At 57.8% G+C, this 19,372-nt stretch carries 16 protein-coding genes and 2 tRNA genes; 9 read left to right on the top strand and 9 right to left on the bottom strand.

Annotated elements, in window-relative coordinates; genetic code table 11:
* The first annotated feature begins 51 nt into the window (after positions 1-51).
* Both HMPREF9241_RS01040 and HMPREF9241_RS01035 read left to right on the top strand, forming a co-directional pair.
* Complete coding sequence (locus HMPREF9241_RS01040) at positions 52-1,392, top strand: AGE family epimerase/isomerase (protein ID WP_006680416.1); 1,341 nt, start codon at positions 52-54, stop codon at positions 1,390-1,392.
* 170 nt (positions 1,393-1,562) lie between these two features.
* Positions 1,563-1,649 (top strand) — tRNA-Ser (locus HMPREF9241_RS01035).
* Between the two features lie 91 nt (positions 1,650-1,740).
* Here HMPREF9241_RS01035 and HMPREF9241_RS01030 read toward each other — a convergent pair.
* From HMPREF9241_RS01030 to HMPREF9241_RS09755, 3 genes are all read right to left on the bottom strand, one after another.
* The gene (locus HMPREF9241_RS01030) at positions 1,741-2,184 is read right to left on the bottom strand and encodes a DUF3021 domain-containing protein (protein ID WP_006680415.1); all 444 of its coding nucleotides are present in this window, start codon (positions 2,182-2,184) and stop codon (positions 1,741-1,743) included.
* A 41-nt stretch (positions 2,185-2,225) separates the two neighbouring features.
* The gene (locus HMPREF9241_RS01025) at positions 2,226-2,699 is read right to left on the bottom strand and encodes a LytTR family DNA-binding domain-containing protein (RefSeq protein WP_006680414.1); all 474 of its coding nucleotides are present in this window, start codon (positions 2,697-2,699) and stop codon (positions 2,226-2,228) included.
* A gap of 779 nt (positions 2,700-3,478) precedes the next feature.
* Entirely contained in the window at positions 3,479-3,619 is a 141-nt protein-coding gene (locus HMPREF9241_RS09755) for a DDE-type integrase/transposase/recombinase (protein WP_006680413.1), read from the bottom strand.
* A 527-nt stretch (positions 3,620-4,146) separates the two neighbouring features.
* Between HMPREF9241_RS09755 and HMPREF9241_RS08710 the strand changes: the two genes are divergently transcribed.
* The 4 genes from HMPREF9241_RS08710 to HMPREF9241_RS01005 all read left to right on the top strand — a co-directional run bounded on the left by HMPREF9241_RS08710 (position 4,147) and on the right by HMPREF9241_RS01005 (position 8,299).
* The gene (locus tag HMPREF9241_RS08710) at positions 4,147-5,829 is read left to right on the top strand and encodes a hypothetical protein (RefSeq protein WP_006680411.1); all 1,683 of its coding nucleotides are present in this window, start codon (positions 4,147-4,149) and stop codon (positions 5,827-5,829) included.
* Positions 5,830-5,979: 150 nt separating this feature from the next.
* A tRNA-Ser gene (locus HMPREF9241_RS01015) sits at positions 5,980-6,068 on the top strand.
* Between the two features lie 240 nt (positions 6,069-6,308).
* Positions 6,309-7,085, top strand: coding sequence for a glucosamine-6-phosphate deaminase (gene nagB / locus HMPREF9241_RS01010; RefSeq protein WP_006680410.1), 777 nt, complete (start codon positions 6,309-6,311; stop codon positions 7,083-7,085).
* Positions 7,067-8,299: an N-acetylglucosamine-6-phosphate deacetylase gene (locus HMPREF9241_RS01005; protein WP_243440750.1), complete on the top strand. Its 1,233-nt coding sequence runs from the start codon at positions 7,067-7,069 to the stop codon at positions 8,297-8,299. The genes nagB and HMPREF9241_RS01005 overlap by 19 nt, the downstream gene beginning before the upstream one ends.
* 302 nt (positions 8,300-8,601) lie before the next feature.
* On the opposite strand, the gene hemL is transcribed toward HMPREF9241_RS01005, so the two are convergent.
* From hemL to hemE, 6 genes are all read right to left on the bottom strand, one after another.
* Positions 8,602-9,921, bottom strand: a complete 1,320-nt coding sequence (gene hemL / locus HMPREF9241_RS01000) for a glutamate-1-semialdehyde 2,1-aminomutase (RefSeq protein WP_006680408.1) — start codon at positions 9,919-9,921, stop codon at positions 8,602-8,604.
* Positions 9,922-10,029: 108 nt separating this feature from the next.
* Positions 10,030-11,013 carry a porphobilinogen synthase gene (gene hemB, locus HMPREF9241_RS00995; RefSeq protein ID WP_006680407.1) on the bottom strand — a complete coding sequence of 328 codons (984 nt, stop codon included), beginning with the start codon at positions 11,011-11,013 and terminating at the stop codon, positions 10,030-10,032.
* A 6-nt stretch (positions 11,014-11,019) separates the two neighbouring features.
* Positions 11,020-11,859 carry a uroporphyrinogen-III synthase gene (locus HMPREF9241_RS00990; protein WP_006680406.1) on the bottom strand — a complete coding sequence of 280 codons (840 nt, stop codon included), beginning with the start codon at positions 11,857-11,859 and terminating at the stop codon, positions 11,020-11,022.
* Entirely contained in the window at positions 11,856-12,872 is a 1,017-nt protein-coding gene (gene hemC / locus HMPREF9241_RS00985; RefSeq protein WP_040318409.1) for a hydroxymethylbilane synthase, read from the bottom strand. The genes HMPREF9241_RS00990 and hemC overlap by 4 nt, the downstream gene beginning before the upstream one ends.
* Before the next feature lie 202 nt (positions 12,873-13,074).
* On the bottom strand, positions 13,075-14,625 hold the full coding sequence (locus tag HMPREF9241_RS00980) for a protoporphyrinogen/coproporphyrinogen oxidase (RefSeq protein ID WP_006680404.1): 1,551 nt from the start codon (positions 14,623-14,625) through the stop codon (positions 13,075-13,077).
* Complete coding sequence (hemE, locus tag HMPREF9241_RS00975) at positions 14,622-15,731, bottom strand: uroporphyrinogen decarboxylase (protein ID WP_006680403.1); 1,110 nt, start codon at positions 15,729-15,731, stop codon at positions 14,622-14,624. Before hemE ends, HMPREF9241_RS00980 begins: the two co-directional genes overlap by 4 nt.
* 176 nt (positions 15,732-15,907) lie before the next feature.
* Here hemE and HMPREF9241_RS00970 point away from each other — a divergent pair, with 176 nt between their 5' ends.
* The 3 genes from HMPREF9241_RS00970 (at position 15,908) to hemQ (ending at position 19,166) form a co-directional block, all read left to right on the top strand.
* A complete protein-coding gene (locus HMPREF9241_RS00970) occupies positions 15,908-17,107 on the top strand; it encodes a glutamyl-tRNA reductase (protein ID WP_006680402.1) in 1,200 nt (399 codons plus the stop codon).
* Positions 17,052-18,356 (top strand): ferrochelatase, encoded by a 1,305-nt coding sequence (locus tag HMPREF9241_RS09560; protein WP_243440749.1) that lies wholly within the window; start codon positions 17,052-17,054, stop codon positions 18,354-18,356. Before HMPREF9241_RS00970 ends, HMPREF9241_RS09560 begins: the two co-directional genes overlap by 56 nt.
* Positions 18,357-18,422: 66 nt before the next feature.
* Positions 18,423-19,166 (top strand): hydrogen peroxide-dependent heme synthase, encoded by a 744-nt coding sequence (hemQ, locus tag HMPREF9241_RS09555; protein WP_006680400.1) that lies wholly within the window; start codon positions 18,423-18,425, stop codon positions 19,164-19,166.
* Positions 19,167-19,372 lie beyond the last annotated feature (206 nt).

The raw sequence follows: 19,372 nt of genomic DNA, 5'->3' as shown, positions 1-19,372 counted from the left end.
ACTCCGGTGCGCGTACGTGACCATGCAACGAAGATGATGCAGGAGGCCCTCGTGGGGTGGTTCGACTCTATTGAGCACAACAGGTGGCTATCAGCCCAAATGCAAGCGTTAATCGCCGAAGCAGAAGGGGCGATTGTGCCCACGGGCTTCGCGCATCTGACCGATCAGGGCGAACCTGACCCGACCCGAAGCATCGACCTTGCCGTCACCGCGCGAATGGCATACGTCTTCTCGCTGGGTGTTCTGATGGGCCTGCCTGGCACACGTCGCTACGCCGACCATGCCATCAAGTGTATGAATCGCTACTTCGTTGACCCTGTCAACGGGGGCATGTGGACCTCCATCAAGTCTGACCCTGACGCCGACGGACACGGCGTCCCGTGGGATGACGGCGTCCGTGACAAGTCGCAGTACCACAACGCGTACGTGATCCTTGGTGTTGCCGCAGCCGCGGTCGCCAACCGCCCGGCTGCCCACGAATTGCTGACCACCCTGCTCCACGACCAAGAACGCCACTGGATCGAACCAAATGGCCTAGTCGTTGATCAATTCGACGAAGCATTCACGCAAGCGTTGCCGGTACGCACTATGGGCACTCTGCTTCACACCGCCGAGGCCTACCTTGCTGCCGCCGAAGCGACCACCGACCCCGTCTGGCTCGAACGCGCCGAAGCGATGGCGGCCTTCGCGTATCGCACCGCGTCCACAAACAACTGGCGCCTGCCCGAGTACTACGACAACTCATGGCGGCCGCTGACCGGAGAACCTCAGGGGCAGACCGACGGGCGTCGCGTCTACCACGGCTACGTCACCGGCCATGCTCTGCAGTGGTCGCGCCTTGCCCTGCAGATTCGTGCCGGCCTACGTTCCATGGATCGCACCGTGCCCGACTATCTGATGGAAATGGGCCTCGAACTATTTGAACGCGCCCGCGTTGATGGTTGGCGTCGTTGCGATGGCGAACCCGGTTTCGCCACCTGCGTTGATGCCATGGGTGAGACCGTCCCAGGGGAAGATGAACACCAGCAGTGGGTTGTCTGTGAGGGCATTACCGCGGCGGCGTCCCTGCGTCGTGCCTACCTAGATGACGGCGTCACTCCCGGCGAGGTTGAGCACTTCGAACACTGCTACCGTTCCTTCCTTGATTTCGCTAATGACTACCTGATTTCTCAGCCGGGACGCTGGGTTCGTCGCCTCGACGCACACAACCAGTCCGTTGTTGCGGCGAAGTCGTCGCGCTGGGATGTGTACCACGCTGTTCAGGCGATGCTTGCCGTCCGAGTTCCGCTCTGGCCGCCCTACGCGTCCTCCCTGTCGCGCGGACTGTTGGATCATCCGGAAGAGGCGCCGTCGGATAAGAAGTCGTGGAACCTGTTCCACTTCCGCCACTGAGAATCTCAGTGGGGTGGTGGCTCCGTTACTGATTGACGAGGCCGGCCACGCTTGACTGATCTTCTCGCTTACCGTGGGGCCACGGATTGTGTCATCATGATGCATTCCGCGGCCCCAGGTGTTTGTTCGGTTCTGAGTTTGAATGTTTTTCATGTACTCTGAATCCCACTGGAGGGCTGACCGAGTGGCCGAAGGTGACGGTCTTGAAAACCGTTGTGTCAGCAATGGCACCGGGGGTTCGAATCCCTCGCCCTCCGCTCTGGTATGTGTCGTGACATTGCGTTTGCAATGTCACGACACTTTTTTGTGCACCTCGTTGTCGTCGATGGGGTGGTGCTTAACCCGGCTTTATCGCAATTTTTGGTTCATCTTTTTGACTTCGGCGCGAGCCGCTAGCCAATTGAATAGCCAAATCAGTAGATAGATAAGCACTATTGTGATGATTACGCCGAGCATATCGAAGCTAGAGCTCCACCATTTAAGGTAACTGCCAGCTGCGATGCCACAGATAAGTACGATCCCGAAATGCAGGGCGGTATTGAGGATAAGCGGGCGGGTTTCGTTACGATAAAGCAACCCCGCGAAGCTGCTGATTATGCCGTAGGCTGCGTAAATAAGCCGCTCAATCAATACTGCCACGTTTTCGTTTCCAAAACTGTTTAAGAATTCTGGAGCTCCCGGGTAATAGCTAGAGGAGGAAAGAGAAGAAAAAATAAGTTCGATACTGGTGCCGATAGTGATCCCAATGCAAGCCCCTACCAGGGTGAGACCAATTATGCTTTTAGTGTCCATGGGTTTTATCCTTTGCGTGAGTTAGGGGTTTTCTGCGGGGGTTAGATTCCAAGTTTGGCTTTGAAAGCTGGAAGTTGTCGGCGGGAGACGTAATAGCGCGAGCCATCTTTTAGCTGCACACTAATCGTTCCCGAGAAAGAAAGATCAAGTTTCTTAATCGCGGCAATATTGACAATCTCCGATTGTGAAATACGTACGAAATCGCCTGCAGGTAGAGATTCTTCGAGTTCGTACATTCGGGCTTTGATCCGCCAATCACCCTTACTGGTGTGGGCAAACACCGCTTTCTTTTCAGTAAAGAACGCGAGGATCGCACGCACTTCCAACACCGTGGCGTCATTGCCACTTGTCCCGATGAGGCGGCGAAGCGGGCGCTCGACTGCGGGGGAGGAAGAGCTATCTAGGCTACCGGAAGCAAGCCTTTGAATCGCTTGCACCTCAGCATCGACCTCCCGCGCCGTTACCGTCACGATAGTTTCGGTTACGGCGGGATCAATCGTGAGCGTGAATTTCATTCCGTTCCAATTCCTTTCCTCTCGTATTAACCAGCAATATTGCGTAAAACCAGGATGTTTGTGTATCTGCTACTTACAGTTAAAAGCCTTATTGCCGGCAGTACAAGTAATCTGGACTAAGCGGTATAAAACCCACGCCAAGCGGGAGGGTTTTGAGCCTCCCGCCCGTCCTCAAAGGTAGATTTTCTACCCTGAAAGTATCCCCAGAAAATGTCCGTGGTTACTGCTGCCCTGAGATCTTGTGTGCAGTCGTTGTGGCGAAGACGCTACCGGGTCTATCTGTAATTTCTAAATACTACTTCTGTCATGAAAAGTACGTGGTGCCTCATGTCAATTTGAGCGCGAAATGAAGTGTCTTGGGTTTTGTTCTGCTTCTTAAATTGGGTGCCAGTTGTCTGGCGTGGGTCTGGTTATAAGTTGTGATGATCTTGGTTGGGGTGTGGTGCTCAAGAGCTTTGTGGAGCCTAGTGGTGTTCCATCAGTGGACCCAGTTTATTGTCGCGAACTCGACCTCCGTCACTCCTGCTCAGGTCTGGGAGTAGATCAGCTCGGTTTTGTATAGCCTGTTGATTGTTTCTGCTAGAGCGTTATCGTAAGAGTCTCCAACTGTTCCAGTGGACGAGGCGATACTATGCTCGGCAAGCAAACTTCCATAAGCGCTGGAGACGTACTGAGAGCCATGATCACTGTGGTGGGCCAGCGAGGCGAGATTCCCCTTTGGCCTGGCTAATCGCCTGATCAAGGGCTTCCAATGGCAATGCCTCGGTTCGCATGGTTGATCAGGTGGACCAGCCCACAATCATGCGTGAGAATACATCGGTGACAAACGCTGTGTAAACGAACCCGGCCCGGGTGCGGACATAGGTAATATCAGCAACCCAGAGCTGATGGGGGTGCTTAGCGCGGAAGTTACGCTCCATAAGGTCTGGTCGCCTATCCGGTACGTGTGTGGGCTGAGTAGTGATCGGGGATCTGCCCCGACGCACGCCACTGACACCCTCATGGACAATGCCGGGTCCTGTTTTAACCGCTCCTTGACAAGACACACTGCTCAAGCTTTGAACTCTTGCGAATAATGTTGGGCCATAGCCCTTATCCTCCTCGATAAAACCGAGGAACAAAACCCAGGACCCTTCAAAACCAGCTGAAGAAAACACCTTCCGACAACTTCGCCTCAACCAATGGGTCAAACAAAACGTGCGGTGGATGCCCATGCACGTGTGGAACCAAAACTCTGCCCTTGTTGATCTTTCTGATCTGGAGGGGCGGGTGTGTTACGGCGGGCTGGATCTTGGGGCTAATGAGGGCTAATGCCCGAATCTTAGGGGTGCTGGACGGGCTTTATTTGGGTCAGGGTGCGCGGATAGATGCGTGCCTTCACCTTTGAAATAAGGTGAGCCTAATGTAATGTAGCCATGCCTAAAAAGTCCCAGAAATGAGAGTAGACATGAAAGTTCAACTGCGTGTTGCTGGAGTCGCTACATGTGTGGTTCTTGCTACCAGCATCCTAGTCACCCCGACGGCATGGGCGGCCGGGGCGAACCTGACCGGCGACCGATACAGCCCGGCTTCGAGCATGTTCGGAACCATGCGTGCGCGCTACGCTGACACTCAGCCGGGACCCATAATGGCTCTCGGCGACGCTACCGTCCAGCCACTTGCCGCCAGCCGTTTCGACGTTGAACCGAAAGCAGACGTCAGCGTTGACTACACCGTGTCGATCCCGCTTCAGCAGGTGAAGGAAGAAAAGAAGGCAACATTCGTCGTCGAAAACGAAAAGGGGCGACTCACTAACTACGACGTCGAGTTTCTTATCGACACCAAGGACCGGAAGCATCTGCCTGCAACCTGTACTCCTGCCAGCCAAAAGATGCCCGAAGGATCAACTGTTGAGGTAACGTGCACGCTTCCCGACAACGCCTACTGGCTCAGTGCATACCATAATCCCGCGTCAGAGTGGGGTTATGAAAGGTATGGAGCCTGGCAGATTGCCTCGCAAGCCCAACCGGAGCCGGGCAAACCTGTTTTTCCTGCTGACCCCGTCGTTACGATCGATGGGAAGCGTGCCACTGGCACTATTGAAAACAATGTCTGGACTGCAACGGTGAGCGTCACTCGCACCGCTCCGGCAGATCACGACATGACTGAAACGCACACGCCGGTGGTGAACGTTGACGGTAAGGATCTGGCAAACGTCCCCTCGTTCACGGTCGCAACCAGCGCAAAGGCTCCTGTTGCCCCGACCGTAAACGCGTTGTGCGACATTGATTCGAAGTCCCAGCAATCGGTGACTGTGGAGTCCTCAAAAGCTGAACTGTCGGGCACTGCAACCGTTACTCACCAAACCAAGGATCGTTGGCAGTACAAGGGGATAACGGGGCAAACCCAAAAGAGTGTCACCGAAGGTGAAGAAGCCTCTTTCGAACTTGTCGCCAATGCTGAGCAAGTTGCTAACCCCCAGGCGGATCTTTACGTTACATATCTGACGATTAAGCATGCAGGTATCGAATCAACGAACTGGACTGCTTCGCTTAATAATGATGCGGAGGGAACCTGCTCGCCCGATCCGCTCTACCTTCCGAAGGTGGATGGCAAGGGCGCTCCTGGCGAAGCAAACCTTGCGTGTGTTTCCAAGAAGAAGCCCGACTACGTTCTGCTGGATTCAAAGGATGACCCGCAGATCCAAGCTACCTTAACCCTGGGTGCAGTTGCAGATCAGTCCAAGGTTCAAGCGTGTGCAGTTAAAGCTCCAATGCTTGAAGTTGACGATCAGCCGGTTGCTGGAACGGTTGATGGAGACACGTGGAGTGCGAAGCTACCGACCCAGATCTTGAAGCCTACGGTGAAGGTCCCTGCAACTCAGACGCTTCAGATTCTTTTCGAGCAGTCCATGCAAGAGCCGGTAACTATTCGTGCACTTGCGGTGGCAAAGCCTAGCGGTGGGAAAAACGAAGTGGCTACACCATTGAGTGGGAGGCCGATGAAGAAAGCTGAATCCACGCTTGCACTCACTGGTGCATCGATTGTGGGACTTCTCGGAGTGGCAGTGCTTGTTGGTCTAGCGGGTGTTGGTGCACTGATATCTCGTCGTCGCAAGGATGAAGACTCGGTAACGGTTGATCGTTCGTAACAGTTGATCGTTCCTGAGGACGAGAGAACTCGGCTCGACTGAGCCGAGTTCTCTCCATCGGGGAGTGCCATGCTTTCGTAATGTGATTTCGATGCGCCAATTTCCCTCACGGCATCGAAACCCGTTAGGATTAGTGGGTACTTCCGTACTGGAGACGTGGCTGAGTGGCTGAAAGCGCACCCCTGCTAAGGGTGTGTACGTGTTGAAGCGTACCGCGGGTTCGAATCCCGCCGTCTCCGCCCTTGAAGCGCTAACCGCCTAGACTGAAACCAGTCCAATTTTTGGGGCTAGTCCATTTCAACGAATGGCGGGGTTGTGTTGTGGTCGCCGGTTCCTGTGGCGTGATTGGCGTTACGTTATGGGCATAATTCCACCGCGCTTCGCACATGCGGTGAACGTATTCCGCGACAATCGTCCAAATCATAAACTGATGGCATCGGTTAAAAGACGCACTTGGGTCATCAAAGGAGTCCCACACCATGCAGATCGGTATTTTCAAGACGGCTGACGAAGTTGCAGACGTCGCTATCAAGGAATTGATTGATGTCCTGTCGGTCGCCGACGTGAAGACGCTGGGTGTTGCTACGGGTTCTACTCCCTTGGCTCTTTATGCTCGTATTCGCGATGCTCACGCAGCGGGGACGTTCTCTCTAACGGATTTCAAGGCGTTCGCGCTTGACGAGTATGTCGGCATCGCCGAGGACCATCCAGAGGGCTACCGTAAGGTACTGTCCCGCGAGCTCGTCGGTGATGACAAGACCGGCCTGACCGAAGAAAACCTCAATGTTCCCAACGGTTTCGCCGACGATCTTGAGGCTGCAGCGAAAGACTATGACGAGGCAATCAAGGCTGCTGGTGGCGTGACCCTGCAGATCCTCGGCATCGGTTCAGATGGTCATATCGGCTTCAATGAACCGGGTGGTTCGCTGGTGTCGCGCACGCACGTTGATGCGTTGACCAAGCAGACTCGCGAAGATAACTCTCGTTTCTTCGACGGCGACGTGAGCCAGGTTCCGACTCGTTGCATGACGCAGGGCCTGGGCACGATCATGGATGCGAAGCACCTGCTGATGATCGTCACCGGAGAAGGCAAAGCTGACGCGGTTGCAGCGATGATCGAGGGTGGCGTTTCGGCTCTCTGGCCGGCGTCCATCATCCAGAGGCACCCCAGCGTCACGGTTCTGCTCGACGAAGCGGCTGCCTCAAAGCTCGCCCACAAGGAGGTGTACACGAACGCGTGGGAGATCCTGCGATGAGCGCCGCGGGTGCACTCCCAGTCAACGGACTGGTCGACGAGGACTCTGTCGTCACTCTAACCGGGCAGGTACTGGACGCTGACGGTCACACGCGTGGTTCCGGCCTGGTTGTGAAGGATGGTCGCGTTGTCGAGGTTCTGCCGTATGACGAGTCCGTGAAGGGCTGGATTACTCCGGGTTTCATTGACATTCACTGCCACGGTGGCGGGGGATGCTCGTTCCCGGATGAGCCGACGTTTGAAAAGATCATGACGGTGATCAACGCTCACCGTCAGATGGGGACGACGGCAATGCTGGCGTCAACGGTGTCGTTGGTGGACCCATTGCCGGCGATCCGCGAACTCGTCGTAGCCTGCGAGTCCGGTGATCTGATTGGCATCCACATGGAGGGCCCGTACATTTCGCCTCACAAGTGTGGTGCGCAGAATCCGGAAGCGGTACGTAACCCCGACATTGATGAGCTACGCACGTGGCTTGAAGCGGGCAAGGGTTACATTCGTTCGATGACGATCGCTCCCGAAGTGGAAGGTGCTACCGAGGCTGCGAAGCTCCTGTTGGACTACGGCGCAATCCCGTCGTGGGGGCACACGGTGTCGTCGGGGTCTCGTACTCGCGAGGTCATCGCCGAGACGACCGCCTACGCGAAGCAGATCGGATTCAATACTCTGCCACAGACTGCGACGCATCTGTTCAACGCAATGCCTGGGATCACGCACCGTGCTCCCGGTCCTGTCCGGGAACTGCTCGCTGCTGCTCGTGCGGGTGAGGTCGCTGTTGAACTGGTTGCTGACACGATCCACGTGGACGCTGACTTGGTGTCTGACGTCGTCCGCTTCGTCGAGCCTGAAAACCCACACGGCGTTGTCTTCGTGACCGACGCGATGGCGGGCGCTGGTATGCCCGACGGTCATTACCAGCTAGGTGGCTTGGACGTGGACATCACTGACGGTGTTGCTGTTCTTGCAGGAACGGACACGATTGCCGGTGGCACGGCTCGTATCGCCGAGGAACTGCAACGCTTGGTGCGAGGCGGATTCTTGAGCATTGAACAGGTTGTTCGCGCAGGCGTTGGTGCGCCCGCCGCGGTGCTCGGAATCGAGGGACGCGCTGGCGTGACCCTTACTTTCGAGCCTGGTGTCGTCCTGAATGCCGTTGTCTTTACCGAGGGCTTTGAGGTTGCTGAGGTCTACAGGGAAGGCCAGCGTCTGAAGTAGGCCAATCTGGTTGCTGTTTTCACGCATTGAGCGCACGGTGTCCCCGCTGATGAGCAAGTCGGCGGGGACACCGTGGCGTATAGGGCATACGTGTGCTGTGTTGGAATGCCTCCGCGGGCTACGGCGCTTTTATGAGTCGTGACTTCTACGCGCCCTTCTAAGCCGTAGCTCCCTCAAGATACTCGCGTAGAAGAAGCGTCTAGAAAGACGTGCCCGCTGTCGGGGAAACCAGGTAGCGGGCACGCCCTATCAGGGGGTAGTGCTCTGATAGTCTCGTCAGATTGTGGGGGCGCGGCGAGCCCTCACTGTGGCTTTACGGCGCGTGCCGCTGCGCGCGCCGCTATGGGAGCCGCCGCGGCAATTGCTTCAAACTCCCGTTCGCCATGCGAGGCTGACACGAACCACGCTTCGAAGAGCGACGGTGGCAAGGAAACGCCGGCATCAAGGAAAGCGTGGAAGAACGCCGGGTGACGCCACGTGTCCTGAGCCTGCATTTGGGCGTAGTTGATCAGTGGAGCCTGCGCGGCCTCGTCCCCAAATGCGATGGAGAACAGTGAACCGGCGCGCTGAATGCCGAAGGGGACACCCTCGGCGACAAGGGCGGACGACACGATGTCGATGACCGTCTGCGCGGCTGAGTCAACATGGTCGTACACGCCCTGATTGGCAAGCTTCAGGGTGGCAATACCGGCTGCGGTCGCCAGCGGATTGCCGGACAGGGTTCCTGCCTGATAGACGGGACCGAGCGGAGCCAGCAGGTTCATCACATCTGCGCGTCCGCCGACCGCCGCCAGTGGCATACCGCCACCGACAACCTTCCCGAACGCGAAAAGATCGGGTGCCCAACCACCTTCGGATGCTGAACGCAAGCCCCACATTCCGCCGGCGGAAACGCGGAAGCCGGTCAATACCTCGTCCAAGATCATCAGCGCACCGTACTTTTCAGTGACGCGACGAATCGCTAGGTTGAACGATCCGGGATCAACGACGCCCATATTGGCCGGCGCACCTTCGCAGATGACGGCGGCAATTTCTTGACCGCGGGTGGCAAAGCATTCTTCGAGGGCCACCTCATCGTGGTAGGGCAACACGATCGTCTGAGCGGTGACCGCAGTCGGCACGCCCGCGGATCCGGGCAAACCTCCGGTAGCAACACCCGATCCGGCGGCCGCAAGCAAGGCGTCAGAATGCCCGTGGTAGCAGCCGGCAAACTTCACGATCAGGTCGCGACCGGTCGCTCCGCGTGCCAGACGCATGGCGGTCATGGTGGCTTCAGTGCCGGTGGAGACGAAACGGACGCGCTCGGCGGCGCTCACCCTGGAACGGATCAGTTCGGCGAGTTCAACTTCCGCCTCGGTCGGCGCACCAAACGACAAGCCTTTCGCTGCCGCCTTCTGAACGGCTTCGATGACTGCTGGGTGCGAGTGTCCCAGCAGGGCGGGTCCCCACGAACACACCAGGTCCACGTATGTGCGCCCAGTCGCGTCCTTCACATATGCGCCCTTCGCGGATGTGATGAACGGCGGGACGCCGCCGACGGATCCGTACGCGCGCACGGGAGAATCAACTCCGCCGGGAATCACGCCTAAAGCACGGGTGAATAGTTCTTCGTTGGTGGTCATCGGGTTCTCCGTATATTCATGAGTCTAACGTCGTATAGAAATTGACGAGGCTGGTCAGTTTCGCGCTGTTTTGCGCAGTTGCCGGGTGTCGCTGGGTGGTGCGCGGGTTTACTTTCGAAAGCGCTTGGCAACTTCAAGCGCCCAATAGGTGAGCACCATGTCAGCGCCTGCGCGCACGATCGCGGTGATGGATTCGTCGATGATGGCATCGCGGTTGATCCACCCGTTTGCGGCGGCTGCTTCGACCATGGCGTATTCGCCGGACACCTGGTAGGCGGCGACTGGGACGCTCGACAGTGAAGCGACTTCAGCCAAAACATCAAGGTAGGCAAGCGCGGGCTTGACCATGACGATGTCAGCCCCTTCCTCGATGTCGAGCAGAACCTCGCGCACGCCTTCGCGCTTGTTCGCGGGATCCTGCTGGTAGGTGCGACGGTCGCCTTTCAGGGTCGAGTCGACGGCTTCGCGGAATGGGCCGTAGAACGCGGACGCGTACTTTGCCGAGTAGGCAAGGATGGCAACGTCTGCGTGCCCATTATCGTCAAGCGCTTCGCGGATTGCGCGCACCTGGCCGTCCATCATCCCCGATGGGGACACCATGTGGGCGCCGGATTCAGCCTGAGACAGAGCCATCTTGACGTACAGGTCTAAGGTTGGATCGTTGTCAACGCGGCCCTGTTCGTCGAGGACACCGCAGTGCCCATGGTCAGTGAATTCGTCGAGGCAGGTGTCGGCACAGATGACGAGTGCGTCGCCCACTTCTTCGGCAATGGCAGTGATGCCACGGTTCAGAATCCCGTCTTCTGCCCACGCCTGCGAACCGGTCGGATCACGCATCTCGGGGACACCAAACAGGTCAATCCCGCCGATGCCAGCTTCGGCACACTCGGCTGCGTAGCGACGCAACGAATCAATGTCGAACTGGAACTGGCCGGGCATTGAAGTGATCGGCACGGGAGAGTCGATGCCTTCGCGGACGAACACGGGTGCGATCAGTTGCTGGGCGCTCACTCGAGTTTCGCGGACGAGGCCACGCATCGCAGCGGACTGTCGAACTCGGCGGGGGCGGAAGAATGGAGCGGGAGAAGTCATGGAAAGTCAGATCCCTTTCTGTGGTGAATGACCAGCATGTGTTTCAAGAATGTGCTTGATACAGTCGGCAACCGCGTCAGGAGTGGGATGGTCGGCGACAATGACCTGAGCTTCGGGAGCGATCTCTGCCATTGTTGTGGCGCTCGCCTGTCCCAACACAATGACGGGGATATGGGGGAATAAGTAGGGTGCAACGTCTTTCAAAGCTCGCGCTGATGAGGGGGCGGTGATGACCGTTGCGGTCACGTAGGTGGACGAGCACATTCTGGCAAGCTCGAGAGAATAACGTGGAGCGATCGTGACCGTTGTGTAGACCGGGTAATGACGGACAGGATAGCTGGCCTCGCTCAGTATCTGGCGAAGCTGAACCCTGGCGATTGCCGACTGTGGAAGTAGTACTTCGCGAGTCTGGACACTGCGCTCGCGATCGAAAGCGACAACAGCGTTCGCCAAGTCCTCCCCGGACCCTTCGGACTGCAGATCAACGTCGATGCCGAGCGCTTTCAATGCTTTCGCTGTGGCGGGGCCAACCACGCCGATGCGCGCGCCTCGTTCGTGCACGCACTTCATATAATCGACAAAATTCTCGATGCGATGTGCGCATACGCGAATTGTGCGCGCTGAAGTAAACAGAATCCATCCGCACGAACCCGTTGACGCGTACGTCATGAGATCATCTGCGAAACGCTTGCACTCTTCGTCACTCACTGTGGTGCGAGTGAGTTCCAAAGATTCAGCGTGAACGTGCACGTTCGGAGTCGAGAGGGCTTCGATCGCCTGCCCAAACGGGTCGGGGCGCTCCTTAGAATGTGGGCGCGTGATGAAGACGTGTGCGTCGGTGCTCATTTCGTCTGATTCTTCGTGGCGTGTATGTCAGCGATTTCTTCGGCTCCCGCCCCAAGCAGGGTCTGCGCAAGCGCGCGTCCCAGTAAGATTGCGGCCTCGTGCGTCTTGGTGGAGATCGCGGACGTGGAATCGTGGACCTGGGGAATGGGGCACGAGGCCACACGTTCAAGCACCTGGCTGCCGTCGGTCGCGATCACGCGTCCGTGCAGGGTCAATACTCCGTCGTCGATTGTGCCAAGCGCTCCAAGTGGTGCAGCGCATCCGGCACCCAATGCGTTCATGAGCGAGCGTTCTGCAGTTACGCCGATGTGTGTTGCCTGGTCATCCAACGACGCAACAAGAGCGATCAACGCGGGATCCCAGTCGGATCGCACTTCAATAGCCAGTGCCCCTTGGGCGGCGGCAGGAAGCATCTGATTGGTCGGAAGGTACTGTGCAATCGCCTCTGACATGCCTAAACGGTTGAGCCCTGCGGTTGCTAATATGACGGCGTCCAGATCTTCGTTGATGCGTGCGAGGCGCGTCGGAACATTGCCACGAATATCGACGATCTGAATGTCGGGGCGGGTAGCCAGAATCTGCGCACTACGCCTGGGAGAACCCGTGCCAACCTTTGCGCCTTCTGGAAGCTCTGCCAACGGCGTGCCACCTCGCGAACAGAGAGCGTCGCGAACATCCTCGCGCGGTGGCATCGCGACGAGGGTCAAACCGTCAATATCGTCGGTCGGCAGATCCTTACACGAATGCACGGCAATATCGCATTCGCCAGCCAGTAGAGATTCGCGCAGGTGGGCAACGAATACCCCGGCTCCCCCCAGCTTCGACAGAGGAGTTGGGTCAACGTCGCCGTGAGTCGTGATATGAACAAGCTCCACGCGGACGGGGGTGCCCGCATGTGTGCCAGCTTCTTCGATCGCGTTCGCCACCATCTGCGATTGGGTGAGGGCAAGCTTTGAAGCTCGCGTGCCCAGCTTGAGGACGGGGGTATCGGAAGCGGGGATGGGGGAGTTCATGGTCACCATTGCAGATTAGACGAGATGAGGGTAATTCGATAATTGATAGTGACAAAAGTCGGTTCTCTTCACGTAATTCTTCGGATTCAATTATTTTATGACAGAGTGAATTAAAAACTATCTGGTGAGTCGGAATTTATGTGACAGATATTCGGCAATAGGTAATGACGTAATTCGCATTTCGGGATTAAATGAATTCTTTTCACCTGCCGAAAAGGAATGAGCGCCTCTCACCCCGTACGCGCTGACGTGCATCTGCCACCACGCCGGCGATTCCGGAACCTGATACCCACGCCCCACAAATCAGCAAGCCGGGCAATGATTCCGCCTTCTGGCGCAGGGCACTGATTCGACGAGCCAAGTCGGGTGTCGCCTGCGCCAAAGTACCATTCCAGTGAATCACCCTGTGATTGATCACGTTCTCGGCTCCAAGATCCGTACCGGTCAGCACGCTAGCGTCATGCAGAAGCTCGCCCAGTGATGGCGTTCGATCTTCATCCCCTGGTCGACCGTGAGACAGGCGAAGAAGATGAACGTGCTCCCCGTGAGCCTCGCGCAATTCGTCGGCAATCCATGCCCACTTCACATCCAGCTGAGAAAGTGCTTTCGCGCCTACAGGGCACTCGACAACGCTAGAAATATCGGGCGAAACCAGCAATCCAGGACCAACCGGAGCGCTATCCAGTGCCTCTGCTCGAACAGCGAGGAAAGACCGCACAATCGGCGCGCCCGGCGCAAACGCGCATTCTTGGGCTTCCGGGAACAAAGGGGTGAGCACACGCAGAGCGGGTGCGTGCGAACACGCCAGAATGACGCGACTAGCTGTGAGCAGACGTCCGACCGACGTTCGACGAGGTTCTGCGGAAGGAGCTCCAGCCGGGGTCGTATCGCGAATATCCACCTGCCATTGGACGGTGCTCGAGTCGCTGGCGCTGACCGACGCGCAACAGATCGCTTCCGCGCCGCAACGCGTCGCAATCGCGGAACCCTTTGCCAGAATCTCAGCTGTAAGGGCGTCGATCAGAACCTGCATTCCACCCTCGATGCTGACGTCGCCACGTGACCCGCTCGACTTTTCCAGTCGTGTGCCAACAGCCTTCGCAAGACTCCCGTGATGGAGTAGGTCGGCGCGCATCCCGGGTAGTACGCGGTCGACATCCAGCTTCTCGGGATCCTGCGAGTGAATGCCAGCAACCAGCGGGCGGACCAAGCGATCAAGCACGACTCGCCCCATGCGGGCTTCAATAAACGAGGCCACGTCGGCGCATTCGGCGCCGACGTGGGGAGGCAAAGTCAGGTCTTCGCATGCGCGCATCGCCCCTTGATCCCCAAGAATTGCCCGGACTTCTGCCGATGCCGGATCAGAGGGGATACCCATCATCGAGTCCGATGGGAACCGGTGAAGACCCCATGTGGTGTGGAGAGAATGAGGAACGGGCGGCAGGAAATAATGCGAGCGCCCTCCACTGGGTGCTGTGATTTTCAGCCCCAGCTCTTCAGCCATGGAGGTCATCGCGGTGCCTCGTAGAGCAAAACTCTCCGCACCGATGTCGACGTGGGCACCACCCACCATCATTGATGCGACCTGCCCGCCCACATAGCCTCGCGACTCAACAAGCAGGGTCGTCTGGCCTGCTTTGACGGATTCCCAGGCGGAAACAAGTCCAGCAATTCCGCCACCGATCACGATCGTGTCCCAGTGATAGCGGGACAATTCGTTTGTCGATGAGATCGTGCGATTTTCGGCGTTCATAGCGAATGCACCAACTCGACCAGACGTGTCAGAACGCGTGGATCTGTGTCCTTTGGAACGCCGTGAGCAAGGTTGAAAATATGGGACGGTGCGGCCTTCCCCTGACGAATAATCTGACGCACCTTTGCTTCAAGAATGTCGAATGGAACGGTCAGGTAGGCGGGATCCAGATTGCCCTGCAGGGGAACAGTATTGTCAAAAAGCGCGGATGCTGAGTCCAAAGAAATGCGCTGGTCAACGCCGATGATATCGCCACCTGCATCATGCATCGCGGTCAGCAACTGCGGTGTGCCCGTGCCGAAATGGATCATCGGGGCGCGCGTTCCAGTTGTTGAACTCAGGGCGCGACCGGCAACCTCGATCGCACGCGCTGAATAGGGGGACACGTGGCGCCGATAATCGTCTTCGCCCAGCACGCCAACCCACGAATCGAACAGCTGAGTGGCTGATGCGCCAGCCGATACCTGCTCGGCGATAAAGGCTCCGGTGACATCTGCACACCACGTCATCAGCCGATCCCATGACTCCGGATCCGAATACATGAACGCTCGAGCTTCGCAATGGTCGCGCGAAGGTTGGCCGGCAACCAGGTAGCAGGCGAGGGTAAAAGGTGCGCCACCAAAACCGATCAGGGGAGTGGACCCAAGCTGGGCAACTGTCATGTGTACGGCTTGGCGGATCTGCTCAATTCCGGGCGCGATTGAAAGCGACGCTCCGCGCTCTGTCAGACGATTAACGTCATCCGCGCAACGAATCGGAGACGCGATGACAGGGCCAATGCCCCCCACTATCTCCACATCCACCCCCGCAAGTCGCAGGGGAACCATGATGTCCGAATAGAACACCGCTGCGTCAACCCCGTGGCGACGAACCGGCTGTAGTGTCGCCTCACTTGCCAATTCGGGAGTCAGGCACGCGTCCAACATTGATGCCTGCGAGCGTGCGCGCAGCTCGCGGTACTCGGGCAAAGAACGTCCAGCCTGGCGCATAAACCAGACGGGGGTCGTGGCTGGTCGACGGCCCGACACTGCTTGCATGAACGAAGACTCGGCCACGGGTGACGTGGTGGCCTTCGTCGCCACGGGCGCGTTGTCCGAAAGGGTCACGGTTTTCCTTACATGGTGGGGGCAGATCCAACAAATTGTTTTTATGTCAAAGTGTCATTTATTTTATCTGTCAAAGTGTCATTTATTTTATCTGTCAAATTGTCGTTAAATGATTTTCCAAAATGATTCACATAAATTGTGAATCATACGTTTAATTATGGTTTGATTGCGACGAAATGGGAATTCATATTTTATCCGTCAGCCATTCCGACCAGGGCCTTGATGCCGTGGCCGAGGCTAGTCGCACCACCCCGTCGATTGTCGATGAATTTCTCAAAGCCGGAGTGATCGACGGTGCGGTCACGATATCGACCTGTAACCGCGTCGATATTGTTGTCGACTCCGCTGAATTCCCGGTGGCGCTGAGTGAACGACTCGACGCGGTGACATCGCGCTCTGGTCGCGACGCTGTCGCCTACCTGTTTCGCGTTGCCTCGGGCTTGGACTCCATGGTCATCGGAGAACGCGAAATTGTCGGTCAAGTCCGTCGCGCAGCTGAAGTGGCCACGCAGCGGGGGACGATCACTCCCGCTCTTTCGCGCCTCTTCCAATCCTCGTCCGCGGTGTCACGCAAAGTAGCTGCGAAAACAAGTCTTGCTGGCCATGGACGCTCCATTGTTCACGTCGCCCTTGACCTAGCGGAGGAAATACGAGGCGACCTCGGCGACCAACGCGCCATCCTCTTTGGAACCGGGTCCTACGCGGGTGCAACTGTCAGTGCCCTGCGCGACCATGGCGTCCGCGAGATCGGAGTCCACTCAGCGTCGGGGCGCGCCGAAGCGTTTTGTGAAGGTCACGGTGCCCGCCCAATTGTCCCCGACACCATTGATGACGAGCTTGCCCACGTGGACCTCATTGTTTCGTGCAGAGGCAGTGGTCAGCCGGTCTTGACCGCAGATCAGATCCGCGCGGCCGTATCCACCCGAGGCGCCGACAGCCCACTGATCATTGTCGATCTTGCGTTGGTTCCCGATATTGAAATCGACGATTTCGAAGCAGACCAGGTGGTTCGCATCGGCTTGGACAACGTCTCTGATCGCCTGCCCGCGGTCCAACGTGAAGACATCGACATCGCCGAAGCCATCATCGCCGACGCTGTCACAACCTTCGTCAACGTCGCCCATGGGGCGGATGTTGACCGTGCGATTGTGAACCTCAGAAACGCAGTTGACGCGATCGTCGAAGAAGAATGTGCCACTCTTTCTCACCTTGATGAGGACGAGGCCGCGCGCACTGCTCGAGCCCTCCACCACTTGGCGGCGCGTTTGGTGAACGCGCCCTGCCGTACTGCCAGGGCAGCAGTAGCAGACGGAAATGCACATGAATACCTCGAAGCGCTTGAACGAGTCCTTGGAATTGGAGCAGAAAATGTCTGATCTGACCGCACCCTACGATGCGCTTCTCGTGGTTTCCTACGGTGGCCCGAACGGCCCCGACGATGTGCTCCCTTTCATGCGTAACGCCACGAAAGGCAAGGGGATCCCGGACGAGCGCCTGCTGGAAGTCTCTGGTCACTACGGACGTTTCGGGGGAGTCAGTCCCATCAACGCCTGCAACGAGGCCTTGCTAGAAGCTCTGCGCGAGGAATTGCACTCACGAGGCGCGGACATCACTATTGGCCTCGGAAACCGAAACTGGCACCCCTTCATGTCGGAAACAATCGCGGAACTTGTCCAGGGTGGTGCCCGCAGAATCCTGATGATGCAGACCTCTGCCTACGCCTCCTACTCCGGATGCCGGCAGTACCGCGAAGATGTCGCGGACGCACTCGCCCTGCTCCCCGATGGTGGTAAGGACATGACCGTCGATAAGGTTCGCTCGTACCACGATTCCCCCGGCTTTCTTACCGCCCAGATCGACGTTGTCAGCGAATCAGTGAAGACGCTACTCGATCGAGGAACTGTAATTGACGATTTGCACCTCGTCTTCGTCACCCACTCCATCCCCACCCCGATGCAGGGCGGATCCGGTAATTCCGACAAGACCGGCTCAGACTACGTGGCTCAGCATCTCGCGCTCATGGAACTGATCGTCCCCGCAGTCGAAGAAAAGCTTGGACTCAAAGTAGGAACGCTGAAAACCGACTTGGCTTTCTGCTCGCGTTCGGGCAACCCGAACGCATCTTGGCTGGAACCCGACATCAATGATCGGCTCGAAGAACTCAAAGCCGAAGGCGTCAAAGCCGTCTCATGCGCACCCATCGGCTTTATTTCCGACCACATGGAAGTCGTCTTTGACCTCGACACCGAAGCCAAGCAAACCGCTACCGACCTGGAACTCGACTACGACCGCGCGCGCACCGTCGACACACACCCCGCATTCATCGCATCCCTTGCCGACCTCATCCTTGAACGCGCAGCCCGCGCTCGCGGAGAAAACCCAGAACAACCCTCGACCCTTCCGCTGGGCGCGTGGCCGGACGAATGCGCAAGCCACTGCTGTCGCATGATCGAAGGTCTCGACACGGGAAAGACAGTCGTTGCAGGGCCAACCGCCGCGAAGAACGGCGAACTACCCACGCACACTCACCCGCGCGACGCACACCACCCGGCCGAACCCGCCCAGAAAAGTCACGCGAATAAGCGCGATGGGCGGCCTCGTCAATCGGAGAAAACTGCCCGCTGAACATTCGCGCCAACTGAAACAAACAAGCAAATAGCTTCACACAAAGCTCACATCAAAGGAGAACCAATGAGCCAAACCGGAAAGACCTACTCGCACAAGGATCCGCGCGACGCCACCGACGTCGATATCGACGCCATCAACAACGGCTTCCACTACGGCCTGACCTCGGTCTTCGCGACCGGTGCACCGCTACCGACTGATGAAGTAGAACGCAAGGTCCTGGTTGAGGAAACCCTGGCAGCCATCACCCCCGAGGGCGTGGAACTGCGTGGCACCTACGACCTTGCTGGTCTGCGCGCCGACGCTGACCTGCTGGTGTGGTGGCTCGCCGACGATCCGTTCGCGTTGCAGAAGGCCTACCGCGGTCTGCTCGCGTCGCCCCTGGGTGCCTACCTGATCCCCGTCTGGTCCGTCATGGGCCAGCACACTCCCGCAGAATTCAACACCCGCCACGTGCCCGCATGCTTCGCAGGCGTCGCACCGCGCGACTGGATCACCGTCTACCCGTTCGTCCGCTCTTACGACTGGTACCTGATGGAGCCCGAAGAGCGTAGCGCCATCATGGCCGAGCACGGCAAGAATGGCTTCAGCCAGTACCCGGATGTCAAGGGTTCGACCCTGTCCGCATTCGGTATGTCCGACTACGAGTGGATTCTCGCATTCGAGGCTGACACGCTCGATCGCCTGGAGGGCGTGCTTCACGCTCAGCGCTACACCCGGGCTCGCCTGCACGTGCGCGAGGATCGTCCGTTCTACACCGGTCACCGCGTCTCGCTTGGCGAATGGGCTGACGTTCAGCCACAGGCGTGATACTCGCGATGGGGTGAAGCCCCTGACTACATAAACTGACTACATAATCTTTCGGGCTCGTGCCACTACCGTGGTGCGAGCCCGATTGTTGTGACACGCGCGGCCAGGATTCGACGAGTTGGCGAGCTAGGGACTGGCGAACACACTCTGAAGGCGTGGAGCAGAGCTGTTTGGCTCGAATCTCGGCAAGCTTCCATAGTGCGTCG

The sequence above is a fragment of the Schaalia turicensis ACS-279-V-Col4 genome, from assembly GCF_000296505.1.
Classification (GTDB): domain Bacteria; phylum Actinomycetota; class Actinomycetes; order Actinomycetales; family Actinomycetaceae; genus Pauljensenia; species Pauljensenia turicensis_A.
The sequence above is the reverse complement of the archived record's forward strand: the minus strand, read 5'-3'. Positions and strand labels throughout refer to the sequence as shown.